The 26,124-nt window shown below is 67.6% G+C and carries 24 protein-coding genes; 10 read left to right on the top strand and 14 right to left on the bottom strand.

From position 1 onward, the window contains the following. The first annotated feature begins 45 nt into the window (after positions 1-45). Positions 46-777, top strand: a complete 732-nt coding sequence (locus ILT42_RS00385; RefSeq protein WP_204213325.1) for a DUF1194 domain-containing protein — start codon at positions 46-48, stop codon at positions 775-777. On the opposite strand, the gene ILT42_RS00380 is transcribed toward ILT42_RS00385, so the two are convergent. After that, on the bottom strand, positions 774-1,976 hold the full coding sequence (locus tag ILT42_RS00380) for an MFS transporter (RefSeq protein WP_204213324.1): 1,203 nt from the start codon (positions 1,974-1,976) through the stop codon (positions 774-776). The genes ILT42_RS00385 and ILT42_RS00380 overlap by 4 nt on opposite strands. Positions 1,977-2,286: 310 nt before the next feature. Here ILT42_RS00380 and ILT42_RS00375 point away from each other — a divergent pair, with 310 nt between their 5' ends. Then, the gene (locus tag ILT42_RS00375) at positions 2,287-3,255 is read left to right on the top strand and encodes an ABC transporter ATP-binding protein (RefSeq protein ID WP_204213323.1); all 969 of its coding nucleotides are present in this window, start codon (positions 2,287-2,289) and stop codon (positions 3,253-3,255) included. Then, positions 3,252-4,013: an ABC transporter permease gene (locus ILT42_RS00370; protein ID WP_204213322.1), complete on the top strand. Its 762-nt coding sequence runs from the start codon at positions 3,252-3,254 to the stop codon at positions 4,011-4,013. Before ILT42_RS00375 ends, ILT42_RS00370 begins: the two co-directional genes overlap by 4 nt. Before the next feature lie 143 nt (positions 4,014-4,156). Here ILT42_RS00370 and murJ read toward each other — a convergent pair whose 3' ends face one another. Then, positions 4,157-5,683: a murein biosynthesis integral membrane protein MurJ gene (murJ, locus tag ILT42_RS00365; protein WP_204213321.1), complete on the bottom strand. Its 1,527-nt coding sequence runs from the start codon at positions 5,681-5,683 to the stop codon at positions 4,157-4,159. 7 nt (positions 5,684-5,690) lie between these two features. Continuing rightward, a complete protein-coding gene (locus ILT42_RS00360; protein ID WP_407664494.1) occupies positions 5,691-6,689 on the bottom strand; it encodes a glycosyltransferase family 2 protein in 999 nt (332 codons plus the stop codon). Positions 6,690-6,777: 88 nt separating this feature from the next. Here ILT42_RS00360 and ILT42_RS00355 point away from each other — a divergent pair, with 88 nt between their 5' ends. After that, the gene (locus ILT42_RS00355; protein ID WP_204213319.1) at positions 6,778-7,629 is read left to right on the top strand and encodes a ChbG/HpnK family deacetylase; all 852 of its coding nucleotides are present in this window, start codon (positions 6,778-6,780) and stop codon (positions 7,627-7,629) included. 58 nt (positions 7,630-7,687) lie between these two features. On the opposite strand, the gene ILT42_RS00350 is transcribed toward ILT42_RS00355, so the two are convergent. Next, on the bottom strand, positions 7,688-8,287 hold the full coding sequence (locus ILT42_RS00350) for a superoxide dismutase (protein WP_204213318.1): 600 nt from the start codon (positions 8,285-8,287) through the stop codon (positions 7,688-7,690). 185 nt (positions 8,288-8,472) lie between these two features. Here ILT42_RS00350 and ILT42_RS00345 point away from each other — a divergent pair, with 185 nt between their 5' ends. Further along, positions 8,473-9,468: a hypothetical protein gene (locus ILT42_RS00345; protein ID WP_204213317.1), complete on the top strand. Its 996-nt coding sequence runs from the start codon at positions 8,473-8,475 to the stop codon at positions 9,466-9,468. 5 nt (positions 9,469-9,473) lie between these two features. On the opposite strand, the gene ILT42_RS00340 is transcribed toward ILT42_RS00345, so the two are convergent. The 3 genes from ILT42_RS00340 to ILT42_RS00330 all read right to left on the bottom strand — a co-directional run bounded on the left by ILT42_RS00340 (position 9,474) and on the right by ILT42_RS00330 (position 14,700). Then, positions 9,474-10,028 carry an isochorismatase family protein gene (locus tag ILT42_RS00340; RefSeq protein ID WP_204213316.1) on the bottom strand — a complete coding sequence of 185 codons (555 nt, stop codon included), beginning with the start codon at positions 10,026-10,028 and terminating at the stop codon, positions 9,474-9,476. A gap of 3 nt (positions 10,029-10,031) precedes the next feature. Beyond that, on the bottom strand, positions 10,032-12,479 hold the full coding sequence (locus ILT42_RS00335; RefSeq protein ID WP_204213315.1) for a PAS domain-containing protein: 2,448 nt from the start codon (positions 12,477-12,479) through the stop codon (positions 10,032-10,034). Between the two features lie 109 nt (positions 12,480-12,588). Then, positions 12,589-14,700 carry a S9 family peptidase gene (locus tag ILT42_RS00330; RefSeq protein ID WP_204213314.1) on the bottom strand — a complete coding sequence of 704 codons (2,112 nt, stop codon included), beginning with the start codon at positions 14,698-14,700 and terminating at the stop codon, positions 12,589-12,591. Between the two features lie 437 nt (positions 14,701-15,137). On the opposite strand from ILT42_RS00330, the gene ILT42_RS00325 reads away from it, so the two are divergent. Then, positions 15,138-15,566, top strand: a complete 429-nt coding sequence (locus ILT42_RS00325; RefSeq protein ID WP_204213313.1) for a MucR family transcriptional regulator — start codon at positions 15,138-15,140, stop codon at positions 15,564-15,566. A gap of 308 nt (positions 15,567-15,874) precedes the next feature. Then, positions 15,875-16,810, top strand: coding sequence for a DUF6456 domain-containing protein (locus ILT42_RS00320; RefSeq protein ID WP_204213312.1), 936 nt, complete (start codon positions 15,875-15,877; stop codon positions 16,808-16,810). Between the two features lie 49 nt (positions 16,811-16,859). Here the strand turns inward: ILT42_RS00320 and ILT42_RS00315 are convergent, their stop codons facing one another. The 3 genes from ILT42_RS00315 to ILT42_RS00305 all read right to left on the bottom strand — a co-directional run bounded on the left by ILT42_RS00315 (position 16,860) and on the right by ILT42_RS00305 (position 19,466). Further along, the gene (locus tag ILT42_RS00315) at positions 16,860-17,285 is read right to left on the bottom strand and encodes a SufE family protein (RefSeq protein ID WP_204213311.1); all 426 of its coding nucleotides are present in this window, start codon (positions 17,283-17,285) and stop codon (positions 16,860-16,862) included. A 61-nt stretch (positions 17,286-17,346) separates the two neighbouring features. Further along, on the bottom strand, positions 17,347-18,996 hold the full coding sequence (locus tag ILT42_RS00310) for a calcium-binding protein (protein ID WP_204213310.1): 1,650 nt from the start codon (positions 18,994-18,996) through the stop codon (positions 17,347-17,349). A gap of 140 nt (positions 18,997-19,136) precedes the next feature. Beyond that, positions 19,137-19,466: a hypothetical protein gene (locus tag ILT42_RS00305; RefSeq protein ID WP_204213309.1), complete on the bottom strand. Its 330-nt coding sequence runs from the start codon at positions 19,464-19,466 to the stop codon at positions 19,137-19,139. Between the two features lie 287 nt (positions 19,467-19,753). On the opposite strand from ILT42_RS00305, the gene ILT42_RS00300 reads away from it, so the two are divergent. The 3 genes from ILT42_RS00300 to ILT42_RS00290 are packed head-to-tail and all read left to right on the top strand — an operon-like array spanning position 19,754 to position 22,833. Further along, the gene (locus ILT42_RS00300) at positions 19,754-21,622 is read left to right on the top strand and encodes a sensor histidine kinase (protein ID WP_204213308.1); all 1,869 of its coding nucleotides are present in this window, start codon (positions 19,754-19,756) and stop codon (positions 21,620-21,622) included. 6 nt (positions 21,623-21,628) lie between these two features. Beyond that, positions 21,629-22,450: a peptidoglycan-binding domain-containing protein gene (locus ILT42_RS00295; RefSeq protein ID WP_204213307.1), complete on the top strand. Its 822-nt coding sequence runs from the start codon at positions 21,629-21,631 to the stop codon at positions 22,448-22,450. 38 nt (positions 22,451-22,488) lie between these two features. After that, positions 22,489-22,833 (top strand): DUF1491 family protein, encoded by a 345-nt coding sequence (locus ILT42_RS00290; protein ID WP_204213306.1) that lies wholly within the window; start codon positions 22,489-22,491, stop codon positions 22,831-22,833. A gap of 9 nt (positions 22,834-22,842) precedes the next feature. On the opposite strand, the gene ILT42_RS00285 is transcribed toward ILT42_RS00290, so the two are convergent. From ILT42_RS00285 to ILT42_RS00270, 4 genes are all read right to left on the bottom strand, one after another. Next, on the bottom strand, positions 22,843-23,832 hold the full coding sequence (locus tag ILT42_RS00285; RefSeq protein WP_204213305.1) for a hypothetical protein: 990 nt from the start codon (positions 23,830-23,832) through the stop codon (positions 22,843-22,845). 533 nt (positions 23,833-24,365) lie between these two features. Further along, positions 24,366-24,860, bottom strand: a complete 495-nt coding sequence (locus ILT42_RS00280; RefSeq protein WP_204213304.1) for a GNAT family N-acetyltransferase — start codon at positions 24,858-24,860, stop codon at positions 24,366-24,368. Between the two features lie 23 nt (positions 24,861-24,883). Beyond that, a complete protein-coding gene (locus ILT42_RS00275) occupies positions 24,884-25,453 on the bottom strand; it encodes a DUF1254 domain-containing protein (RefSeq protein WP_204213303.1) in 570 nt (189 codons plus the stop codon). Then, positions 25,450-26,124 (bottom strand): DUF1214 domain-containing protein, encoded by a 675-nt coding sequence (locus tag ILT42_RS00270; protein WP_204213302.1) that lies wholly within the window; start codon positions 26,122-26,124, stop codon positions 25,450-25,452. Before ILT42_RS00270 ends, ILT42_RS00275 begins: the two co-directional genes overlap by 4 nt.

Raw genomic sequence — 26,124 nt, 5'->3', positions numbered from 1 at the left:
ATGCCCTAGATTCCTCCCTCGATACAGGGCGATGGGGGATCACAGATGGGATGGATCAGGCGGGGCGTCTCGGGCGCCGTTCTCGGCGCGGCCATGTTTCTCGCCGGTCCCGTCCAAGCGGAGCCCGTGGATCTGGAACTGGTCTTCGCGGCTGATGGGTCGGGCTCCATCGACAACGACGAATTGCGGCTCCAGCGCAAAGGCTGGGCCGACGCCCTCATGACCCCGGACGTGCTCACGGCGATCCGCAACGGCATGCTTGGCTCCATCGCGGTGGCCTTCATGGAATGGGGCGGCCCGAACTCCCAGGTTGTGATCGTCGACTGGCACGTGATCAAGGACGAGGCCAGCGCCAAGGTCTTCGCCGACAAGCTCATGAGCGCCCCGCGCGGCGCCTACGGCTACAACTCGATCTCCAACGCGATCGACTTCTCCGTCCGTCTCGTGGAGACCAACCAGCACGACGGCACCCGCAAGGTGATCGACGTGTCGGGCGATGGCCCGAACATGAACGGGCGTTCCCTCGAAGCCGCGCGGGCCGATGCGCTCGCCAAGGGCTTCACCATCAACGCTCTGGCGATCCGCCGCTCGGGCGGCAGGCCCGGCGGTCCCGGCGGCATGTCGCTGGAGGATTACTATGCCCAGAGCGTGATCGGCGGACCGGGATCCTTTGTGGAGATCGCCGACGAGACCCAGCCCTTCGCCCTCGCGGCCCGGCGCAAGCTCCTGAACGAGGTTGCCGGCACGGTGCCGCGCTCGCGCTTCGCGCAGCGTTAGGAGGCGGACCGTCCGACGCGCGCCTTCAGGGCTAGAACCAGCCCCACGTTGAGAATCGCGAAACCCGCTAGAACCGGCAGCAGCGCGCCCGTGCCGCCGAGGCCGATGAGGCCCGCTCCGAGGGCAGGCGCGATGGCCTGGGCGATGAGGCTCGGCCGGGCGATGCGCCCCATCAGCACCGGATAATGGGACGCCCCGAAGAGAGCCAGCGGGACGGTGCCTTTGGCGATGGATCCGATCCCGTTTCCGGCGCCGTAGAGGATGAGCGCAATGGCGGCGACGGCGGCGCCGGGCAGCAGGAGGCCGATGCCGAGAGCCATGAGGCCGACCGAAGCCAGCATGGTCCAGACGGGATGGTAGCGCCGCCCGAAGGTCATCTCACCGAAGCGCGCCAGAACCTGCGCCGGTCCGAAAAGGGTGCCGAGCGCGACGGCGGCGGCGAGACCGCCGCCCTGGAATTGCAGCAGGGTGAGGAGGTGCACGGATAGAACGGATGCGATGCTGCCGCTGATCGTCACGATGGCGGCGATCAGAAGGATGGTGGGCACATGCTCGCGCAGATCGATCGATGGGGCAGGGGCCCCGGTGACGGTTTCGGGCTGCTCCGGCGGCTTCCTTGCCGAACCCGGCAGGAGCCGGAGATGAAGCGGCAGGGCGAGGCCGAGATGGAGGGCGGCATAGACCCCGCAGGTTCCGCGCCAGCCGAGATGCTCCACCAGGAAGGCGCTCAGCGGCCAGCAGACCGTGCTGGCGAAGCCGCCCCAGAGCGTCACCATGGTGATGGCGCCTCGCGCATTCTGGCCGTAGATGCGGCCCAGCGTCGAGAAGGTGGCGTCGTAGAGGCCGCCGCCCATGCCGAAGCCGACGATCACCCAGGCGGCCAGATAGACGGGAAGGTTCGGCGCAAGTCCTATGACGACCAGCCCGATCGCGAGCAGAACCGAACTTGAGGCCAGGACCATTCGCCCGCCACGCCGGTCGATGGTCTCACCGATGGAGGGCGACACGAGCCCGGCCGTGACGAGCGCGATGGATAGCCCGCCGATCACCCAGGCCAAGGGCCAGCCCGTATCGACCGTGATGGGTTTGGCCAAGACCGCCGGGAGATAGAGCGTCGTTCCGAAGGCCAGGATCTGGACGATGCCGAGCGCCGAGACGAGCACGCCCCGGCGTGGAACGCCGTCAGGTATCGACCTCATGCACCGCAACTCCGTTTCGCGACGCTTGTGGCATGAAAGCGGGCGGTTCGGTAGCCGGCTTTGGGAATGATGAGGCCGGAAGGACCGGGCGAACGCTCCTTCCATCTCTCATCGCCGTCATCCCCGGCCTTGAGCCGGGGACCCACGTCTTATGACGTGAAAACGTGGGTGGCCGGGTCAAGCCCGGCCATGACGGTAGAAAGGTTCGCGCTTCACCGGTCAACCGAGCGCTCCGACGCTTCGATCGTCGCTGAGAACGGCACCATTCCGCGACTCCTGCTCGTCATCAATCCGTGCTATCAGGCGCGCCATGAAACCTCTCGATTACGTGCAAAATCCTCGTCCGAACGGGAATGGGCCGATCATTTCGGTCTCCGGCCTCACCAAGGCCTATGCCTCGGGCTTCCAGGCCCTGAAGGGAATCGACCTGGAGATCCGCCGGGGCGAGATCTTCGCGCTCCTGGGGCCGAACGGCGCCGGCAAGACGACGCTGATCAGCATCATTTGCGGCATCGTCAATCCGAGCACCGGCACGATCCTGGCCGACGGCCACGACATCGTCCGGGACTATCGCGCCGCGCGCTCGATCATCGGTCTCGTACCCCAGGAACTGAACACGGATGCCTTCGAGACCGTGTGGGACACGGTGAAATTCAGCCGAGGCCTGTTCGGATGCAAGGCGAACCCCGCTCATCTGGAGCGGGTGCTGCGGGACCTGTCCCTCTGGGAAAAGCGTGACAGCAAGATCATGACCCTGTCTGGCGGCATGAAGCGCCGAGTCATGATCGCCAAGGCGCTGTCCCACGAGCCGCGCATCCTCTTCCTCGACGAGCCGACCGCGGGCGTCGACGTGGAATTGCGCCGGGACATGTGGGGCATGGTGCAGCGCCTGCGCGAGAGCGGCGTCACCATCATCCTGACGACCCATTACATCGAGGAGGCCGAGGAGATGGCCGACCGGATCGGCGTGATCCGGAAGGGCGAGATCATCCTGGTCGAGGACAAGAATGTCCTGATGGAAAAGCTCGGCAAGAAACAACTGACCCTGCACCTGCAGAACCCGCTCGCCGCCGTCCCGGCGGGCTTGAGCGGCTACAATCTCCAGCTCTCAGGCGATGGGCAGGAACTGGTCTACACCTTCGATGCCAAGAGCGAGCAGACCGGCATCGCCGACCTGCTGCGCCGCCTCGGCGAGAACGGTATCGATTTTACGGATCTCCAGACAAGCCAGAGTTCGCTCGAGGAGATTTTCGTCAACCTCGTCAGCGAGCGCACATGAACATCTATGCCATCAAGGCCATCTACAAATTCGAGATGGCGCGCGCCTGGCGCACGCTGATGCAGAGCATCGCGTCGCCGGTGCTGTCGACATCGCTCTATTTCATCGTCTTCGGCTCGGCCATCGGATCACGCATGGCGAACGTGGACGGGGTCAGCTACGGGGCGTTCATCGTGCCGGGCCTCATCATGCTGTCGATCCTCACCGAGAGCATCTCCAACGCGTCGTTCGGCATCTATTTTCCGAAATATACCGGCACGATCTACGAGCTTCTGTCGGCCCCGATCTCCGCTTTCGAGACGGTGATCGGCTATGTGGGTGCGGCGGCCAGCAAGTCGATGATCCTGGGCGCCATCATCCTCGTGACGGCACGGCTTTTCGTGGATTTCTCCATCGCGCATCCGGTGTGGATGGTCGCCTTCCTGATCCTGACCTCGATCACGTTCAGCCTGTTCGGCTTCATCATCGGCATCTGGGCGGACAGCTTCCAGAAGCTGCAGGTGGTGCCCCTGATGATCGTCACGCCGCTCGCCTTCCTGGGCGGGAGCTTCTACTCGATCAACATGCTGCCCCCCTTCTGGCAGACGATCGCGCTGTTCAACCCGGTGGTCTACCTCGTCAGCGGATTTCGCTGGAGCTTCTACGGCGTGGCGGATGTCGGCGTGGGCTTGAGCCTCTCCATGACGCTCCTGTTCATGCTGCTCTGCCTCGCGGCGGTGTGGTGGATCTTCAGGACGGGCTGGAAGATCAAGACGTGAGGTGAGCGCCCACCTTCCCCTCGAGGGGGAAGGTCGCCGCGGAAGCGGCGGGATGGGGTGGGAAGCGCGACCTCTCAAACTGTGGTGATTCCACCCCACCTCGACCTTCGGTCGATCCTCCCCCTCAAGGGGAGGATGGGCGTTCACCGCCGCGCCAGCCTGATCCCGGACAGCTTCAACCCCGCCAGCAACACCGCACCGTAGAGCACCGCCCCGCAAGCCCCGAGCGCCGCGAGGAGCGACTCGCTGCGCCAAGCCGGTAGGGCCGACGTCCAGCGTTCGAATGGGTCGTAGGCCAGAACCGCGAATCCGGCGAGCAATAGGCTCGCCACGGCAACGGACAGCACGGTCTTGCCCAAGACCCGGTTCGGCTCCGCCCAGCCGCGTCTATAGGCGAGGGCAAAGAGCAGCAGCAGGTTGACCCACGCCCCGATGGAGGTGCCGAGCGCAAGGCCCACCACCCCGTAGGTGCCCATGAGGGCGATCTTCAGCACGATGTTGGCCGCCACGGCCGTGAGCGAGGCGATGAGGGGCGTGAGCGTGTCCGAACGGGCATAGAAGCTCGCCACCGCCGAGCGGATCAGCACGGCGGCAGGCAACCCGACCGCGTAGGCCGACAGCACCGCGCCCGCGCGCTGCGCCGCCGCCACGTCGAAGGCGCCGCGCTGGAACAGGGCCGACATGATGAGGTCCGGCATGGCCATGAAGGCGACCACGAAGGGTGCCGCGATCACGAGGGTGAAGCTCACCGTCCGGTTCTGCGCCGCGTAGGCGGCCTGAGCGTCGCCCGCCGCGATCCGGCGGCTCATTTCGGGAAGAAGCACCGTGCCGGCTGCGATGCCGATGACGCCGAGCGGCAGCTGATAAATGCGGTCCGCATAATAGAGCGACGACACCGCGCCAGTGGGCAGGAACGACGCGATGATCGTATCGGCGAACATGGCGAGCTGCACGCCCGCCGAGCCGACGACGGCGGGCCCGAGGGTCCTGAAGAAGCGCTTCATCACGGCATCGAGCCGGGGCCGCTCCAAGCCTGGGTCGATCCCGGCGCGCCGGGCCGAGAGCCAGACGAGGCCGAGTTCGAGGATGCCCGCAATCGTGACGCCCCAGGCCGCCGCATAGCCCGCATTGGGAAACAGGAACGCGACCGCGAGCGCCGCGATCATCGACACATTCAGCAGAATCGGGGCGGCGGCGGCGGCCGTGAAACGGTCATGGGCGTTCAGCACGCCCGAATAGATCGTGACCAGCGTCACGCAGAGCAGGTACGGGAAGGTGATCCGCGTGAGGGTGACGGCGAGCGCGAACTTCGCGGGATCCTCCGAGAAGCCTGGCGCCAGAAGCCGGACGACGGCCGGCATGGCGAGGTAGGCCGCGACCAGGAGCGCGATCTGCACGATCAGCATCAGCGTGGTGATGCGGGCCGCGAAGGACGAGGCCGCACGGTCGCCTTGGGTTTCCAGGCTCTTGGCGTAGGTGGGCAGGAAGGCGTTGTTGAACGCGCCCTCGCCGAATATCGCGCGGAAATGGTTCGGGATGCGAAACGCGACGAAGAAGGCGTCGGCGATGGGTCCGACGCCCATCACGGCGGCGATCACCACGTCGCGGATGAACCCCGTGAGGCGGGACAGGAGCGTCCACCCGCCCACGGATATGATCTTGCGGAACATGGAACGGTCAGACCCGGCGGAAGCGTTGATAGTCTTCGTTGACGAGGCTCGAGCTGATCTCGGCCGCCCCACCGATGCGCTCGGCCACCACGTAGAGCGGGCGGCGCTTCACCTCGGCGAAGATGCGGCCGATATACTCGCCGATCACGCCCAGCGACATGAGCTGGATGCCTGAGAAGAACATCACCGACACGATAAGGCTCGGGAAGCCCGGCAGGTCCGTGCCGAAGAGCAGGGTGCGGATCGCGAAGTAGAGCGCGGTCGCGATGGACAGGATCGAGATCAGCGTTCCCACATAGGTCCAGACCCGCAACGGAATGCTTGAGAAGGACGCGATGCCGTCAAAGGCGAAACGGAACAGCTGGCGGAAATTCCATTTGGAGTTCCCGAACTTCCGGTCCCCGACCACGAAGGGCACGCCGGTGCTCCTGAAGCCGATCCAGGCATAGAGCCCCTTCGAGAAGCGGGCCTTCTCGCCCAGCATCCGCAGCACCTCGACGCCTTTGCGGTCGATGAGCCGGAAATCGCCCGCGCCCTCGGGCAGGGGCACCTCGCCGAAGGTGGAAAACAGGCGGTAGAACAGGTGGGCGAAGTTGCGCTTGATGCGGGTCTCGTCGGAGCGATCGGTTCGCTGGCCATAGACCATGAGGTAGCCCTCCTGCCAGCGCTGCACGAAGGTCTCGATCATCTCCGGCGGGTGCTGGAGGTCGGCGTCCATGATCACGACGGCCTCGCCTCGGGCATGGTCGAGACCCGCCGCGATGGCGATCTCCTTGCCGAAATTGCGGCTGAAGGAGACCGCGCTGATCCGCGGCTCCTCCCGGTTGCGCGCCTTGATCCGCTCCAAGGTGTCGTCTCGGCTGCCGTCGTCCACGAAGACGATTTCCCAAAGGGAAGAGATCCGGTTCAGCACGGGCACGAGGGCGTCGCAAAGCGGCGCGATATTGGCGCTTTCATTGTGAACCGGGATGACGACACTGATCTTCGGCAACGCCACGCAAGGCATCCTCTCTCGAAACGGGGCATTGAGAGCCGAGATTGCGCGCCCGCTCAAGAGCATTAGAGTGGTGGGGCGCCCGATTTTGGAGAATACGATGAATTTGCCGCGGCCCGTGGTCCTCTGCGCCGATGATTTCGGCCTGACCGACGGGATCAGCCGCGCCATCGTCGAACTGGCCGAGGGGGGACGGGTCTCGGCCACGGGGGCCATGACCAACATGCCGGGCTGGCGGCGCAATGCCGCGAGCCTGCAAGGGCTCAAAGGCCGGATCGGCATCGGACTCCACCTCAACTTGACCGTAGGAGAACCTCTTGCGCCCATGCCGGGCGTCGCGCCGGGCGGGGCGCTCCTGCCCCTCGGCCGCCTGCTGCGCGGGACCTTTCTGCGCAGTCTTCCGGTGTCAGAGCTCAAAGAGGAGATCGGCCGGCAGGTCGATGCCTTCGAGCAGGTTCACGGTGCGGCTCCGGATTTCGTGGACGGCCACCAGCACGTCCACGTGCTGCCGGGCATCCGGCAGGCCTTGCTCGAGGTGCTGGTGTCGAGAGGCTATCCGGGGCGCGTCTGGCTGCGCGATCCAACCGATGCCGTAACGTCCATTCTCAAGCGCGCGGTGAGCGCCGGAAAGGCCCTCACGGTCCAGGCGCTGGCCTCCGGGTTCCGCCGGGAGGCCGAAGTGGCGGGTTTCGAGACCAACCGGGGTTTCTCGGGCTTCAGTCCCCTGGAGGACGAGACCGATGCAGGGCTCGTGATCCGCGCCGCCTTCGAGCGGGTGGGGCCAAAACCCCTGATCATGTGCCATCCGGGCTACGTGGACGACGAGTTGCGCGCCCTCGACCCCGTGGTGGAGAGCCGGGCCGCCGAGCGGGCCTTCCTGGCCTCGTTCGGGTTCGAGAAGTTCCTGTCTGGGAAGGGATTCGCCCTCGTGCCCCGGCCAACCGCCCGATGATGCCGGAAACGAAACGGGGTCCCGAAGGACCCCGCCAAGGTGTTGCGCTGGGCCGCCTTTACTTGCCGGCCGCCTCGTACATCTCCTCCACGTGCTCCCAGTTCACGAGGTTTTCGAGGAAAGCCTTGAGATAATCGGGGCGACGGTTGCGGTAATCGATGTAGTAGGAATGTTCCCACACGTCGACGCCGAGGATCGGCTGGGCGCCGTGGACCAGGGGGTTCTCGCCGTTGGGGGTCTTCATGATGGCGAGCTTGCCGTCCTTGACGGCCAGCCACGCCCAGCCGGAGCCGAACTGGCCGACGCCCGCCTGGATGAAGTCTTCCTTGAACTTGTCGACGCCGCCGAGGTCCGAGGCGATCTGCTGCTCGAGCTTGCCCGGAATCGCGCCGCCGCCATTGGGCTTCATCCACTTCCAGAAGTGGATGTGGTTGTAATGCTGGCCGGCATTGTTGAAGAGCGCCTGGTTCTTGCCGTAGGAGCCCTTCACGACCTCCTCGACGCTCTTGCCTTCGAACTCGGTGCCCTTGAGCAGGTTGTTGCCCGTGTTCACGTACGCCGCGTGGTGCTTGTCGTGGTGAAATTCGAGCGTCTCCCGCGACATGTAGGGCTGCAGCGCATCGTACGCGTAGGGCAGTTCCGGCAGCGTGAAGGACATGGACGTCTCCTTGGGTTGGATCGGGTCTGCCCGCTTAGTTAAAGCGGGCAGGCCCCCAGGGCAACGGCCAAGCTTTCGACTTTTTCGTGCTTAAGCTTCCCTTGAGATGGCGTTTGCCATATATGACCTTATCCACAGCGGACTGATGCGTTCCGCCGAAACTGCAGTTGCGTTACGGAGAAGACATGATCATCGGGCTCTTCGCACTGGCTCTGGCGATGATTGTCGGTGGTCTGCTCTCGGCCCTCTTCGGTTGGGAGATCGTCCTGGTCGAGCGGGGCTGGACCATGGTGATCGCGGGCATCGTCGGGGCCTCGGCGGGGGCCTTGCTGCTCGGGATCACGGCCGCCGTCTCCCGCATCGCCGCCGTCCAGGCCCAGCTTGTCGAGATCAGCGCCCGCATCCCTTTCGGCGAGCCCTCCGCCTCCATCGCGACCCGCCGCCTGGCGGACGACCCGACCACCACCTGGGGCGAGCGTGAGCCGGATGCCGAGGATCGGGCCGGCGGATTTCAGCCGGACCTGCCCTTCGTCGTGCCGCCCTTCGAGACGCCGGACCGCGAACCCGTGCGCGAGGACGCGCGGATCGAGCAGGACGAGGTCGTCGCCCGTCCGGCTCACGCGGACGACCATGTCGACATCTCCAAACTGAAGCTCCCGGACTTCCTTCTCGAGCGCAACCGCGACACCGTCGAGGCCGCAAACGACCGCGTGGAGGCGTTCGGGGAGCCATTTCCCTTCCGGCAGGAGCGGGAGGCGGCGCCGGAGATCCTCCCGGAGGAGCCCGCCATCAAGGAGCCCGAGGCCGACGAGTTCCCGTCCCCGACGCCGGACGAGGCTGCCAAGGATTCCGAGCCGTTCCCGGTCATCGACCTTTCGGAACTCGACCGTCCTCTCGACGGCTTCGAGCAGCCCGCGCAGGACCGGCTCCCGGACCCGAAACCGCCTGAGCCCGATGAGGATCGCGAGCCGTTGCTCGAGCCGGCCGTCGAGGCCGACCTATCCCAAGCGGCGGTGATCGGCACCTACAACTCGGGCGACAACCGGTACGTCATGTTCTCGGACGGCTCCATCGAGGCCGAGACCCCGCAGGGCAATTTCCGCTTCGCATCCCTCGACGAACTCAAGGAGTTCATCGCATCGGGCGGCGAAGGCGGCGAGGGCGGCCATCGACCAGCCTGATCGGCCTATTTCAGCAGGGGCGCCAGGGCTCGGAAATCCTCCGTCGCGGCCCGCTCCATCCATTCGAAGAGCGCCATCTCGGCCGTGACCCAGTGGCAGCCGGCGTGAAGCAGGCGCGCGCAGGCCGCGCTGACGCTGTGCGGCGAGCGGCTGGAGACGGCATCGCCCACCACGAACACCCCCAATCCGGCCTCATGAAACCCCAGGGCGCTCTGCAGCACGCAAACATGCGCTTCGGTCCCGCAGACCACGAGCTGGTCTCGCCCCTCCCTCGAGAGGCCGATCACCCGCTCCCGGATGGCGGGGTCCTTTTCGGCCGAAAAGGCAAGCTTGGGCAGGATCGCGGCCTCCGACGGCACGGCCTCCATGACAGACGCGACGCTTGTCCCGAGGCCTTTGGGGTATTGCTCGGTGACGGTGACCGGCAGGGCCAGGCGCGCGGCACCCTTCAGCAGGAGGTCGACGTTCCGCAGAACCCGGTCGCTCTCCGCGATGGCGGGCAGGAGCCGCTCCTGCAGGTCCACGACGAGGAGCTGGGACCGGGCTGCGTCCAGGAGCATGGGTCAGCGATCCGGGTTGAAGAGCGGCGGGTCGCCCGGAACGGGCATGACCATGGTGAAGCGTAAGCCCTCCTGGTCGAAGTCCATGTTCACGTCCGCCTGGAGCTGCGTGGACAGAACCCGCTGGAGCAGGCGCGAACCGAATCCTTGCCGGGTCGGGGCCGCGACCTTCGGGCCGCCATGCTCCGTCCAACTGAAATGCAGCTTGGGCGGCTGGGAGACGTCGTCGCGACGCCAGCGGACGTCGACCTGTCCGCCGAAGGTCGAGAGGGCCCCGTGCTTGGCGGCGTTGGTGGTCAGCTCGTGGATCGCCATTCCGATCGGAACGGCGGCTTCGGACGGCAGCTCGATTTCGGGGCCCTCGATGACGATCCGGTTGCGGTTGTCGTCGTCGTAGGGGCCGAGTTCCGTCTCGACGAGCTGCGCCAGGGAGGCCTTCTGCCAGAGATCTTCGGTCAGAAGGTTGTGGGTCCGGGCAAGCGAGACGATGCGGCCGACGAAGCCCTGGTAGAACTCCTCGATGCTGGAGGCCGTGCGGGCGGTGGAGCCGACGATGGCCTGCACGGTCGCCAGGGTGTTCTTCACCCGGTGATGCAACTCGCGGATGAGAAGCTGCTGGCGCTCCTCCGCGGCCTTGCGCTCGGAGATGTCCTGCACGACGCCGGTCATGCCGCTGACGGTCCCGTCCGGGTCGTAGGTGACCTGCCCCTGGACCGCCACCCAGGCATCGGGAGTGTTGTCGGGACGGCGCACCCGGTACTCCACATTGTACTGGCCACCCGATCGGAAGGATTCCTCCATGGTCTCGACGGCGCGGGCCACGTCCCTCGGGTTGATGTATCCCTGGAGGTCGGCCCAGGCCATCGGACTGTCCGACGGGAGGCCGAAGATCGCGGCGGCGCGGTCGGAGAAGGTGAGGACGTCCGTGGCCGTGTCCCAGCTCCACACGCCCATATGGGCGGCCTGCAGGGCGATGCGCAGCTGCGTGGCGTTCTGGCGGAGGGCCTCCTCGGTCTGCTTGAGATCGTGGATGTCGACGCTGGTGCCCGACCATCCCCGGAACGTCCCCCGCGCATCGTGGATCGGCTCCGCCCGGATGATGTGCCAGCGGTAGAGCCCCGTGCGGTCGCGGTAGCGCAGCTCGATGGAGAACGGCGCCTCGTCCCGCTTCCAGTCCGGCATCTGTCCGACGACCCGGGCGACGTCGTCGGGGTGCATGATCTCCATCCAGCTGAAGCCCAGCGCCTCGGACTCCTTCAAGCCCGAGAAGCTAGTCCACCGCAGGTTGGCATAGACCAGCTTCAGCTCGGGGCTGATGATCCAGACGAGGGCCGGAAGGGTTTCGGCGATGACCCGCAGGCGCGCCTCGCTCTCGCGGAGGTTGATCTCGGCCTGCGCGCGCTCCACGGCGTTCCAGGTTCGCTCGGCCAGGTCTTCCGCGAGAATGGCCTTGCGGGGCGTGTCGATGGCATGGGCCTCGATCACGTAGAGCAGCGCGTCGAGGCGCTCCGCCTTGATGATCGGCACCAGGATCACCGACGATTCCATGATGGTCACGTAGAACGCATGGGTCCGGCCGCTCACGCGGCGATCCTTCGACGGGTTGTCGATCATGACCTTGCGGCCCGCGCTCAGCTCTCCCACGACGGCGGACCCGAAAGCCTCAAGCGGGAAGGAAACCCCCGTCGTGGCCCCGGTTCCCCGATGCCACTCGCGGCCGCTCAGCTCCCCGGCTTCCTTGTCCACCTCGCCGTAGCCGATGCGATCCGCACTCAGATACGTGCCGAGCGCGACGGTCGCCGCGTCCATGATGGCGAACGGGTCCTCGATTTCGCGGAATTGGTCGTTGACGCCCAGCAGCAGTTCCTGCTGGCGTTGGGTCGTCTGGAGGACCTCCTGGGCGCTCTCCCGCGCCGTCACATCCATGGTGACGCCCACCATGCGGGTCGCGACCCCGTTCTCGAAGACCGGGCTTCCTTTCGCCACGAGGCGCGCGACGGACCCGTCAGGGCGGATCACCCGGTAGGCGACGTCGTAATCGTGCCGCTTGGCGATGGCCTCTTCGACGGTGCGGTTCACCCGTTCGACATCGTCGGGATGGCGCATCGCGATCAGGCGGTCGAAGGTCAGCTTCGTGTCCGGCGGCAGGCCGAGATTGGCCAGGTAGGTGGGCGAGCACCGCATCTCGCCGGTGCGGATGTCGCGCTCCCACGTGCCCAGGTTGGCAGCCGCCATGGCCAGACGCAGCATCTCGGTCGTTTGGCGCAGGGACTCCTCCAAGATGTCCGTCGAGGCTTCGCCGGAGGGTCCACGCGAGGCGATCCCGGAGACGTCCTCCACGGCGTCCTGGCTGTCGTACGGGCGCGCCGAGGGAGCGGAATCGCCACGGGTTTCGTCGTCTTCCGCAGAAACAGTGCCGCCGGCCTCGGGCGCCTCGCTCCGGTGGATCATCGTTTCAGCTCTTCCGGTCTTCCAGGGTCCAAATAGCGCCCTCGTGACTTTGTTCCAGCGGCGGGGCCCGCCGGACGAGGATTCCAGGTTTGGAATCCAACTCTGGAATCTAGGTCTGGAAGCCCGTCACGCTCTTGATAGCAAAGGCATACGCGAGGGCAACCTCCTCCAGCCGGTCGAAGCGTCCCGCCGCGCCCCCGTGTCCCGCATCCATGTTGAGGCGCAGGACGACGGGACCGCCCCCCGTCATGGTGTCCCGCAGGCGCGCCACCCACTTGGCGGGCTCCCAATAGGTCACGCGCGGGTCCGTGAGGCCCGCGAGCGCCAGGATGGCCGGGTAATTCTGGGCCTTGACGTTGTCGTAGGGCGAATAGGCCAGGATGGTCCGGAAGGCCGCCTCGTCGCTGCCCGGGTTGCCCCATTCGGGCCACTCGGGCGGCGTGAGGGGCAGTTCGGCGTCCAGCATGGTGTTGAGCACGTCCACGAATGGAACCTCCGCCACGATGCCAGCGAAGAGGGACGGAGCCAGGTTCGCGACCGCCCCCATGAGCATGCCGCCGGCGCTGCCGCCATGGGCCACGATCCGCCCGCGGGCGGTGTAGCCGGCCTTGATGAGCGTCTCGCCGCAGGCGATGAAGTCCGTGAAGGTGTTCGGCTTGCGCTCCCGCTTGCCTTCCAGGTACCAGCGCCATCCCTTTTCGGTTCCGCCCCGCACGTGGGCTATCGCATAAACGAAGCCCCTGTCGACGAGGGACAGGATGCTGGTGCGGAACCCGGCCGGCATCGACATGCCGTAGGATCCATACCCGTAGAGCAGACAAGGGGCGGAGCCGTCGAGGGGAACCTCCCGCCGGTGCAGCAGGGAGATCGGCACCTGCTCGCCGTCCGGCGCGGTCGCGAACAAGCGGCGCGTGACGTAAAGGGAGGGGTCGTGTCCGCTCGGCACTTCCTGCTGCTTCCGCAGAGCCCGCTCCCCCGTCAGGAGGTCGTAATCCATAACCTCGCTGGGGATGCGCAGGGACGAGTAGCGGTAGCGGATCGTCGTCGTGTCGTACTCGTAGCCGGGGTCGATTCCGAGTGAATAGGTCTCCTCGTCGAAGGCTACGGTGGTTTCCCGGCCGGTCTCGAAATCCCGGACGACGATGCGCGGCTTGGCGTCTTCCCGCTCCAGCCGGATCAGATGGCGCACGAGGGGCATCGCGAAGAGGATCATCACGCCCGGCTTGTAGGGCACCAGATCCCGCCAGTGCTCCCGGCCCGGCGTCTCGCGGGGCGCCGTCATGATCTTGAAGTCCTCGGCCCCGTCGGCGTTGGTGAGGATGATCAGGTCGTCCCCGTGATGCTCCACGTCGTATTGCAGGCGCGGGGTCCGCGGCTCCACGAGGCGTGGCGTGGCGGTGGGGTCGCGGCGGTCGAGAAGCCAGACCTCGGAGGTTTCGTGGTCGCTGGCCTCGATGAGCACGTAGGCGTCGGACTGGGTGCTGCCCACCTTCACGAAGAAGCCGGGGTCCTTCTCCTCGTAGACGACCGCGTCGTCCGTGTGGGGCGTCCCGAGCCGGTGACGCCGGACCCGCACCGGGCGGTGGTTCTCGTCCAGCTCGATATAATAGAAGCCCGCCGAATCGCTCTGCCAGACCACGCTGCCAGAACTGCCCGGCACTTCGTCGGGCAGGTCCGTGGCGGCCTCGATGTCGCGCACCCGGATGGTGAAGTATTCCGACCCCTTGATGTCGCATCCCCAGGCCATGAAGCGATGATCGGGGGAATGTTCGGCACCCCCGAGATCGAAGAAGGCATGGCCCTGGGCCTCGCGGTCGCCGTCCAGCATCACCTGCTCGGATCCGCCCGCCCGGGGCGTCCGGCAGACCAGGGGATGCTGTCCGCCTTCACGATACCGTGTGAAATACGCAAACGGCCCGTCCGGCTCGGGCACGGAAGCGTCGTCTTCCTTGATCCGTCCCCGCATCTCGGCGATGAGCTTGTCCCGCAGGCCGTCCTGGCCCGCGAAGGCAGCCGCCGCGAAGGCGTTCTCGGCCTCGAGGTAAGCCCGGATGTCCGCCGGCAAGGCGGCCGGGTCCTTGAGGACGTCCTTCCAGTTCTCGGCCTTGATCCAGGCGTAGTCGTCATGGATCTCGACGCCGTGAGCCGTGAAGACATGGGGATGCTTTGGAGCGGCGGGCGCGTCGGGAAGAGGCGGATTGGGCAGGGATTCAAGCTTCATCAAGGATGTCCGGCTACGGTTCAAGCATTCGAAATAGGGCGGGCGACCCGAAAGGAAGCCTACCGGACGAGTTAATGCTTGCCGAGCGCGCGGTTCAACAATAAAGCACAATATTCCTCAAGAACGTTCCTGCAGAATGGCTGCCTCGCAGAGGGACGGCAACTCTTCCCGTTCGGAAGCGCCGGGCTGCGGGATTGATCGCTTTTATTTGATCGCGCAAGTTGATGCACAGTTTTCCAAAGTTTTCGCGGTTGCCGTCTTGTAATTAGACGGAAATTGACATAACTCAGGCTTCGATCACGATTTCAGAGCTGCGTACTGCACCTGTTGCGGCGATCCGAAATGGAAATCAGGCGCGACGTTCGGAAAGACTTCCGAAGTTCATGTCGGCGCCGGTATTCGCTTCGTCGTAGGGATCAGAAAGGAAAACTATTATTATGAGCGATTCTCTCGCCACCTCGAACTACATTGAATTGGCGGCCGACATCGTATCCGCTTACGTGAGCAACAACTCCGTTCCGTCGGCCGATCTACCGATGCTGATCAACGATGTTCACACGGCCCTGCTGCGTGTCGGTGGCGGCACCGTCGAGGCTCCGGCAGAGGCTCCCAAGCCCGCCGTTCCGTTGAAGAAGTCGGTCACGCCGGACTACATCGTGTGCCTGGAGGACGGCAAGAAGTTCAAGTCGCTCAAGCGCCACCTGCGCACGCAGTACAACATGACGCCTGAGCAGTACCGCGAGAAATGGAACCTGCCGGTCGATTACCCGATGGTCGCCCCGAACTACGCCAAGGCCCGTTCCGAGCTGGCGAAGGAGATGGGCCTCGGCCAGCAGCGCCGCAAGCGCCGCTCCGCGCGCGGCTGATCGAGCCCTCTTCGGCGCTCCGGCGCCCGACAAGAGCCGCCTCCGGGCGGCTTTTTTGTTGGCCTGGTCTGCTGCCGTAACAAGCCCGCCGCGAACTTGACATGGGCCGTAGCCGACCACGTCGGCCGCTTCTCCGCGGGTCTCGGCGGGGCCAGGGCAGAGGTCCCGCCGGCGTCGCGATCCGCAAGAGCTCACCCTGTCCACAGCCTTATCCACAACGCCCACCCTTGGTTGACTCTCGAACGCCATGCGTCACGATAAGCGACCCGGGGACTCGGTCCCCGCTCTGGTTTTATAGAGAACAAAACATGAACAAAAATGGCGATTGCGACCGTAAGGCTCAGGATTGGAAGAGCCGTCCGAGCCATGGAAGCGGGAAAGGCGGTGGGGCGGGGGGAGGCGATTCCGGTCCGCTGCCCAAGGGCGCCCTCAGGCTTCTGCGAGCACTGGGGCAGGAGGGCGGTCTGGGCCGGGTCGATCCGGTGGAGGAGGGGGCGGTGCTCGTGAGTCGTGCCGCTTCGGGCCTGTCGGTCAGCGCGGGCCGCTTCCCGACAGCCGACGCATCCCTGCTGGAGCGCCGGAATCTGGTCGAGTGGACGGGGGAGGCCTCCCGAACCCTGCGCATCATGGAGGCCGGACGCGCGCATCTGCGCCGCCGCGCCGCCTCAGACCGCGATCCCGAGGGGGATTCCTACCGGGCCCAGCACGGAAGGCTGGAGCCGATGGTGGTGCTCACCGAGGAGGGGCGGGGCTACCTCCTGGCCAACCAGCACGAGAGCCCGCTCCAATGGCTGCGCCGCCGCAAGGGGCGGGACGGCCAGAGCCTCATCGACGAGGCCTCGTACCAGGCGGGGGAGCGCCTGCGGGTGGACATCACCCTCGCGGGCATGCTGCCCGGCGTGACCTCGCGCTGGGAGGCGCCGAGCGCGGCCGGTCCCTCCGCGCCGGGGGAGGCCACGGACCGGATGATCGCCGCGCGCCAGCGTGTCCGCCACGCCTTCGACGCGGTGGGCGCCGATTTCGGCGACCTGCTGACAGACCTGTGCGGGTTCCTGAAGGGGCTCGAACTCATCGAACGCGAGCGCCGCTGGCCACCCCGCTCGGCCAAGGTCGTGGTCGGGCTCGCCCTCAAGCGGCTGGCGGAGCATTACGGTCTGGAGGCCTCGGCCCGTGGCCCCGCAGCCTCGCGCGGCATCCGAGCCTGGCAGGCGGTGGTGATCGAGGGCGGCCGGACGCAACGCTAGCGCCTGCCCCCGGGTCCGAGTTCCGGCCCGCCTTGCGAGGGCGCCGGCTCTAGACCGCCATCGCGGCCTGGGCGTCGTGACGGACCCGCTCGACCATGGACCTGACGCCGTTGGAGCGCTGCGGCGTCAGGTGCTCGGACAGCCCCAATTCCTTGAACAGGCCCATGGCATCCGTCGACAGGACCTCAGGCGGCGTCTTGCCGCGGTAGAGCGCCGTGATGAGGGCGATGAGGCCGCGCACGATGTGGGCGTCGCTGTCGCCCTTCAGGTGGAGGACCGGACGGTCGCCCTGCGGCTCGAAATCCGTCACCAGCCAGACCTGGCTCGCGCAGCCCTGGACCTTGTTGGTGTCGCTATAAGCCTCCTCGGGCAGCTTCTCGTTCTGGCGGCCGAGCTCGATGAGGTAGCGGTAGCGCTCCTCCCAGTCATCGATCAGCTCGAAATTCGCGACGATCTCGTCGATTGGCGGCAGCATGGCTTTCCAGGCATCGGTGAACACGCCTCATATAGGCATGGCCCGGACCTTTGGCGACCGGTCAGCCATAGGGATCGACATCGTCGGGGGAAAAGTCGGGCAGGCCATGGCGGCTCGCGTTGCCGAGGAGATCCGCGGGGCTCCAGTCCGGATGCTCCGGAACGCCCTCCGTTGGCTCCGCGCCCGTCCCGGCGGTCCAGAGCGGGTGCGGGAGAATCCCGTCGGCCTGCGGGTCGAAAGGCGGCACGAAATTGTCCCGCGTGAGATCCTCGATACGGGTGTTCTCGAGGGTGAGGAACACGGTCGGAATCCCGAGCCAGGGGTGGAGGCCCGTGATCAGCGTGCTGGTTCCCGCCTGCTCGAAGGACAGGTAGCCGTTGCGGAAGGGATCGCCCCCGCCGAGATCGTTGAGAAGGGGCGTGTAGTCGATGATGTCGCCGCCCGGCCCCGCCTCGAAATCGGTGACGACGTCGCCGACGGAATCGAAGATGTTCTCCAGCCGGAAGGTGTCGCGGCCCGCGCCGCCGGTGAGCCGATCCACGCCCTCGATGGGATAGAACTCGTAGGCCAGGATGTCGGGCCTCCCGGACGTGTAATAGAAAAGGTCGTCGCCCGCGCCGCCCAGGATGGTGTTGCCGTGGTCGTAGTTGCCCGCGCGCCAATCGTAGATGACGTCGTTGCCGTCGCCCGCATCGATGAAATCGCTGCCGCCGGGCGGAGCGGGCCTGTAGCGGTTGCCGTCGCGCCAGTCCGGGTCCGCGTGGATCACGTCGTCGCCTGCGCCGCCGAGGATCGTATCGTCGTGCTCGTTGCCGAAAATCAGGTCGTTCCCCGCACCCGCATCGATCCAGTCGCTGCCCACGCCGCCTTCGATGGTGTCGGCGCCGCCATGGCCGAGAAGCACGTCCCGGCCGGGGCCGCCCATGAGATGATCGTCGCCGGCGCCCGCCCAGATGGTGTCGTTGCCGCCATAGCCCCAGATCGGGTGGCCGCCGTCCATGCCCGCGAGGATGTCGTCCTGCGCCGTCCCGTTGGGCGTGGCGCGCAAGGGTGGATAGGCGGGCGTGAAGTTGTCGGCCGTCAGCGAGGCGCGATCGATGCCCTGGAGCACGAGAACGACCCTTGCGTCCTCGGGAAACAGGCCTCCCGACGCGCTCGCCACCAGGGCGGTCCCGTCGCCCAGGGTCTCCAGGGAGAGATGCCCCGTCGCGAAAGGATTGACCCCCGCGAGCGGCTCCATGCGCAGGGCCGGAAGCAGGCCGGCCAGATCGTTGAGATCCCCGCCCGGCCCGGCGGCGAAATCGGTGACCACATCGGCCACTGAGCCCGGATCCAGGGCCGCGCCGAGCGCGAACGTATCCCGCCCCGCGTCGCCCGTCAGAACGTCCTGATGCGCCGAGGCTCCCGCTCCCAGGAAAAGGTCGTCGCCGCCCCCGCCCGCCATGACGTTGGCGCCGAGGCTGTCCCGGAAGACGTCGCGGCCTGCGCCTCCCACGAGGTGATCGCCGCCCGGTCCGCCGGACAAAAGGTCGTCGCCGTCGCCTCCCAGGAGGACGTCGCTGCCCCGGCCGCCTTCGAGCCGGTCGTCCCCGCCGAGCCCCAGCAGGACATCCGCGCCCGGGCCGCCCGTGAGGCGGTCGCGCGCTCCGGTTCCTCGCAGCAGGGTCTCATCGGGTAGGTTCGAGCGGACGAAAGCGGGAGCACGGGACATGATGGACCAACCTCGCGCCATGTAGAACCGTGCGAATTTACTCTCGGATGCTTCAAATCGGAAGTATAAATCTCAAGATCGATAATATTGACAGTCGATATGATTTGAAATCAATTTGCAGGCGATATGCGGGGATCGCTTCAGCCCTGCGGTTTATGGCCCTCGCCGCGCCAGGCGGGCTTGCGGTCGCCGGGGTGCAGCGTATCCGCGCCCTTCGGGGCGGGCGCGAGGCCCGACCGGTTGACCAGTTCGTCGACCACCGCCTGCTTGGCCGTGTCCGGCAGGGCCTTCCACAGGGTCTCGAGCTTCGCGCCCGTCTCCGGGTGGGGTGTTGGCGATCCGGATGCGGGCACGATCCCGATCCAGCCGAGCGCCGCCGAGGCCAGCGCGAGCGGATCGCCGCCCTGGCGCACGGGAGAGAGATAAAAGATGACGCCGACAATGACGGCGGCTCGCAGCAACCAAAACATCAGCAGTCAACAATGCGCGCCGGAAACCGGCCGGCCCGCATCATAGCGGCTCCGGGACGCTTTGCGCATGGCGGGCGGGGCCGGATGTGCGAACAGCGTGAACGAAGTCTTAAAGCGCGATAAATCTTTGCCGCTCCTGTTAAATTCTATGTTCGGAAAGTGGCGCGAGCCCCCGGGCCGGGGGCACGGTCCGGCTGCCGGCGCGCCGCGTTAAGGGTTCGCTTATGGCGGGTCCGGCAGGGTTGGGGCGGTTTCGGAATCGGCCGATGCGCCGCCACGGGTGTGCCTTGCAGACGAATCTCACATGGACATGGTTGGACGGCTGGCTCTCCGGCCTGCTGCCCGCGCCGGGCCGCTCCGTGGACGATGCGCGCCGCGAACGGTTCGCGGTGGCCCGGACGGCCACCGCGCTCGCGGCTCTCGTGGCGCTGCCGCTCCTGCTCATCGGCGCGCGCGCCCCGCTCGCGATCGAGTGCGCCGTCGTCCTGACGGCGCTGGCCCCTCTGGCGGCGGTGTTCGTCCTGTCGCGCACGGGCCGGATCGCCCTTGCGCAAGGTCTGGTGTCCGCCGCCCTCACGGCGTGCATCCTCGGCGCCGCCCTGACGGCGCCGGTTCCTCTCGCGGCGGTGGCGGGTGCGGGCCTTCTGGTCGTCGCCGACGCTGCCGCCTTCCCGTCCCGACGCATGACCGCCTTTGCGGCCGTCCTTGCGGTCTCGGCCTGGATCGTGGCGGCGTGGATGGAGCAGGGGGCCGGAACACCGGGGATCGCGGGGACCGGGGACGCGGTCTTGCCCTGGGGCGAGGCCCTGCTCATCGCCGTATCCTTCGCGTTCGGCCACGTGGCCTCGCTCCTCTTCGCGGATCGCCGGATGCAGCGTCTCCTGCGCGACCTAAAGCTTTCCGCCGAGAGCTGCGAGGCGGGAACGCTGTACGCCATCGACGATCTCGTGACCTGGCACGATTCGCAGGGCGCGGTGCTGCGCGCCACCCCGGCGGCTTCCGTCCTGCTCGGGGTCCAGCCCGCGGCGCTGACGGGCAGCGGGCTGTTCACGCGGGTGCATGTGGGCGATCGCCCGACCTACCTGAAAACCTTGAGCGACGCCGTCCATTCCCGACGCGCCGTCTCGGCGCAGATCCGGCTCAAGACGGGCGAATCGGGCTTTCCGCCGGAGCCCCGGGCCGCCGCGCGGGACGGGCGCCCGGATTTCCTCTGGGTGGACATGCGCGCCCACGCGTTCCGGGCCGCATCGGACGAACGCTGCGCGGTGGTGTGCGTCCTGCGCGACGTGACGGCGCTCCGAAGCGAGATGAGCGCGCTCAACGACGCGCGCCGGGAGGCCGTCCAAGCCAATGCGGATCGCACGCAGCTTCTGGCCACCGTCAGCCATGAGCTGCGCACGCCCCTCAACGCGATCCTGGGCTATTCCGAACTCATGGCCGCCAAGGGCGTGGCGCTCCCGCCCGACCAGCGCCTGGGCTACGCGCAGACCATTCACCAGTCCGGGCAGCATATGCTGGAGGTGGTGAGCACGCTCCTCGACCTGGCGACCATCGAGTCCGGCCATTACGAAATGGCGTTCGAGCGGGTCGACATGGGGGCGCTGGCGCGGGAATGCTGCGCCGTCATGGCGCTGCCCGCGCAGCGCGGCGGCGTCCGGCTGCGGGAGGACATCGCGTCCGACCTTCCGGCGCTGCATGCCGACCGGCGCGGCTGCCGTCAGATCCTTCTCAACCTGCTGTCGAACGCGATCAAGTTCACGCCGGAAGGCGGCCAGGTGATCGTGCGCCTGCGCCCCAAGGGCGAGGCCGTTCTCCTCACGGTGCAGGATAACGGCGTCGGCGTGCCGAGAACGGAGCTGCATCGCCTCGGGCTGCCCTTCTATCGCGGGTCGGCGAAGGGCGGAGGCGCGAAGGGCAGCGGCCTCGGGCTCTCCGTCGTGCGCGGTTTGGTCGACCTCCATGGCGGCCGGTTGCGCATCGACAGCACCCACGGCGCGGGCACCTCCGTGGAGGTCTGCCTGCCGTCCCGGCCCGGACAGGCCATGGAGGTCGACGCAGCCCCGGTCGAAAATCTCGTGCCCGCCGTCGACCGGACGATCGTGTCGCATCCCTCGGGCGGCCCGTCCGCCCGTCCATCGATTTCGAAAGCAGGATAGCCAGCCTTGCGTGAAGCCCTCGCCGCCCGTTCCGATGACGACTTCATCGTCGAGAAGCCCGTGCGACAGGCGCGTCGCCGGAAGGCGGCGGCCAAGCCGGCACGGGACGAGCCCGGCCTTGCCGCGACGGCACTCATGGCGGTCCTGCGTCGCCCGGGCACCATCCTGGCGACGCTCCTCCTCTCCGGCTGCGGCGGCTTCATCGCCTACAACGCGCTCGTGCTGCAGAAGGCCCATCACCCCGCGCCGCTCTTCCGCAGCGTCGTGACGGAGATGCCCGCAGCCCCGGCATCCGCCGCGCCGCTCCCGCCGCATCGCGCCGCCCAGGAGGCGGCAGCGGACGCGCTCACGGCGCCCGAACGGCTGGCGACGCAAGCCCAGCCCCTCGTTCCGCCCGCGCCGCCCTCCGGCGTCGCGGCGGCGACCACTGTGGCTCCCGTGCCGCCGAAACCCGCGGGCCGCAGCGCCATCGGGGACCTCATCCGCAACGGCGGCGAGGTTCCGCCTCCCGCGCCCGCGCGACCGGCCCCCGCCGCTGCGCCCCAAAGGACGGGTGCGCCCGATCTCATCGCCGACATGATCCGCATGGGCGGACCCGTGCCCGTCCCGCCCGCGAATGTCGGTAGCCAGCCGGACGATCGCGTGACGGCGGCGCAGCGGGCGCTCGTCAAGCTCGGCTACAGCGTGAAGGTGGACGGGCTCGCGGGGCCCGGCACGCGACAGGCCATCGAGTCCTTCGAGCGCGACCGGCGTCTTGCCGTGACGGGCGAACTCGGCCCCAAGACCATGCGCGAACTCTCGGCCTTGTCCGGACTCGCGATTCAATAGAGCCTGTCGTCCGCAAAAGCTCCGTCCGGAAGGCTCCCGTGTCCCGTCTGAGATCCGATTTCTGGGTATCCGCCTATCTCCGCCGCTGTGGGGTCGAAGGCGTGGAGGCGGCCCTGCGGCGACGCGGAGCGGCGGAGGCGGGTGCGATCTTCGTGAAGGTGGACCGTCTCGACGGCACCGCGAGCCTCTACGGACCCGCGCCGCAATCCCTCGTGGACGACAGCGGCGAGAGACGGTTCACGCCCGTCCTTCAGGACGTGATGCCACTCGACGTGGAGGACAAGGTTCGCCGCGAGACCTCCTTCGATCCGGATCTCTGGCTGGTCGAGGTGGACGACCGGCAAGGCCGGCACTTTCTCGATCTCGCGCCGGAGGCCGGCTGAGGGAACCCGTCAGGGCAGCGCTCGCGCGTCCAGGATCGCCGCGACGAGAACGAGCGCCACCGGCTCGGACGCCTCGTTGAAAACCCGCACCAGCGCGTTCGTGACGGCAACGTGGTGGGACAGGGCAGGGTGGAGCGTCATCAGCACCCGCTTGGCTTCCTTCTCCACGAGACCCAGCGCCCGCAGGGACAGCGGCAGCAGGTCGTGTCGTCCGATCGCCAGGAGTTCCCAGGCGGTATGGGGCGCGAACGAAAACAGCGCCGACAGGCGGCGCTCGAAACCCGCCGCATCGCCCTCGAGAGCGAGCGCGAAGAGGGCGCCGAGATCGGCCTCGGTCAACGGGCCGCGAGGCTCGGTTTCGCCAGACCGTTCGTCGGTCGCCACGCGGTCGCGGATCCCGGCGCGCCGGCTCGCATCCGCCATCAGGTAGAGCGCGGCCTCATCCCACGCGGACAGATCGGATCGCTGCAGCAGGATGCGCGCGAGGCCGGGGCGTCCGCGCGCGAGGCGCATCAGCTCCCGGCCCCCGGACTGCGACAAATCAAGGGACGGATTGGCCGCGAGCGCATCCTCCACGCCGGTCTCGCGCAGCACGAGCAGGCGCGTCACGGTCGGTGGATCGAGCGTGTCGCGCCGGGCGAGGGTCAAGCGTCCCTCCGGGGTTCCGAGCAAGCGCCTGACGAAGCTCGACGACATGCGCGGCGAGAGCGCGAACACGATGTCGCGCGTCTCCGGCGAGTGACCGATGAGGTGGTCGAGGATGGCGGTGGGCGTGTCCTCGCACGGGGCGAGAAGGCGTGCCAGGGTCACGAGGGCGACGTGGTCCATGCGCGGCAGGAACCCGAGCGCCAGCGATTCGAAGGTGCGGATCGTCTCCCGGTCGCGGGTCGGCGCGGCGATGAACATCTCCGCATTGACCGTGAGCAGCGTGGTCCACGCATCGGGAGGGGGATCGGGGGTCCCGATCAGCGGCATTTCGGTCCAAGCCGGCGACGACATACGCAACTCTCTCGAACGCAACCCAGCGCCCCCGATCCTACAGACCGAGCGTTAGCGCACCATTAACCGAATCCGTTATTCGCCCTGCCGCGTGGCCCTGCACGAGGCGCCGTGTGCGTCATCACACGATTGGCATCCCGCCGCCCGCGACCCGGTCGATTTGGCGGGAACAACGGCCCCACTGTCGAGGTTGGTTTGATGTCCCGCCAGAGCCCTCCCGGCGAAGACAGGGCCGGGGAAACGGTCTGTTAACCATACCGCTTTCTTGTGGGCGAGACGGCGATGCGGCAACCGCATCGGACGCATGGAGACGGACATGGACGGAATCTGGACACGGCCCTCCGGGGTTGTCATCGCCTTCCCAGCCAATGCGTTGCGGCCGATCCGTCCGGAACCGGACCCCAGCGAGCCCCGCGGCCAGCTCTTGCTCTTCACCGGTATCCGCTACGAACGTCCCGGCCGATCCGACGTGCCACCAGCCTTGTCGGGCGGTCCCGGTCGTCGCCGTCGGCCGTGACGTCCGGATCCGGCGGTCAGCCGACGCGCTTGGTCATGAAGGCCGCATCCGGCCCGTAGCTCGCGAGCCTGCGCGCCAGAGCTTCCGAGCGCTGATCCTCGAAGCCGAGCCGCCGCCAGAACCCCTTCGAGTCGTTGACAGCCACCAGCGACAGGCTGTCCAGGCCGCCCTTGGCCGCCAGCGCCGAGAGGTGATCGACCATGGCCCCGGCATGGCCCTGTCCCCGGCCTTCGGGCAGAAGCGCCAGATCGTGCACATAGTAGGTCGTCGGATCCGGCGGCAGGACACCCAGGAGGCTGTTCAGGGCCGGCGGCTCGCCCCACCGCCAGGGATGGCTCAGCACATAGCCGGCGATCGCTTCCTCACCGCCCTGCGGCGCGCCCAGCTCCAGAACATGGCAGCCCTGTGGATGGAGGGAAACCCGCTCGGCGAAAACGGCCCGATCCTCCGGGAAGCCCGGATGAACCCGGTCCGCCACGGCCGCCATCGCGTCGAGGTCCCGCGGGAGCATGGGCCGCCACCGCATCGGGTGCCTCAACCTTCCTCGTCGATGGTGCAGGAGACCGACCCTGCGGCGCTCTCGGCGGCGGCGTTCTGGCTCGGCGTGGGCGACACGGTGCGCACGATCACGAAGCCCTGGTTCTCCGGCGCGACGATCCGCACCTCCTGCTGGCCCACGGGCTCCGCATCGTCCTCGGCGGCGCGGGCCTCGTCGAGCTGGCGCGGCGTCATCACGACGATGTCGAGCTGGTCGCGCACGGCGGCGCGGTCGGTGACGGCGTAGAAGACGCCCGTGGCCTTGGCGTGGAAGGACAGGGATTCGAAGAGCGGCGTGGTCTTCATCAGGATCCGGGCCGGCCCGTTCGCGAGGTTGAAAGCGCAGGCCGCCAGCGCTACCGCCGGGTCGGGCTGCGGCAGCCACGTGCCGGTGCCGCCAAGACCGGCGATCACCTGGGCCTTGTCGGCGTCGAGGGTCGCGCGCAGGCGGTCGAAGGCGTCCCGTTCCGCCATGAAGGGGCTGGCGAAGATCACGACGATGTGGGTTCCGGCCGCCAGGACGAGGCCGCACAGGGTTGCGATCAGGAAGCGTCCCCACCGGCTCATGCGCCGCACTCCAGACGTTCGATGGACGGCATCGCCTCCGCCCCGAGCTTCCAGGCTCCCGCCACGCCGGGCATATCGTAGAGGCGCAGGCTTAACGTGAAGGGTCCGCTCCCCGGAAGCTTGAGCCAGTTGCCGGGCTGCAGCAGGGGCGACAGCACCACCGCAAAAGTGTCGTCGGGGTTGCGCAAGAGCTCCGCGGACGTGAAGCCGCTGCGCCTGAGCTCGGATTGCACGGGCTGGCCCGCGCCGTCATACGCCGCGAGGGTCCACAGCCGGGTGGGCGGCATCAGGGCGCCGATGCGATAGGTGCAGGCCGCGTCGAGGGGCTGGCCCTTGCTGTCCTGCGTGGCCCGAAGGGCAAGGCCCTCGCCGAGCGCCAGCGGAATGTCGCCGCGCTTGGCCAGGATGGCCCGGGCGTAGGGGTCCGCCCGGCCGGACCCGAGATCCGGCCAGGTGTGCCAGGGGCCGATCCGCGCCGCCCCGAAGGGATACTCGCCGCGCATCACCTCGTAGGCCGAGCCGAGGCCGAGGCCCAGGCCGAGGGCGAGAGCGTAGACCGTCATCGTGAAGGGCGAGAACAGGCGGTCGAGCAGGCCTCGGCGCCTCGGGCGCAGGGGCGACGCGACGGGCGTGGACGCGGCGGCCTCGACCGTTCGGGACTGGGCGTTCAT

It is taken from the genome of Microvirga pudoricolor (assembly GCF_016892705.1).
Classification (GTDB): domain Bacteria; phylum Pseudomonadota; class Alphaproteobacteria; order Rhizobiales; family Beijerinckiaceae; genus Microvirga; species Microvirga pudoricolor.
The sequence above is the reverse complement of the archived record's forward strand: the minus strand, read 5'-3'. Positions and strand labels throughout refer to the sequence as shown.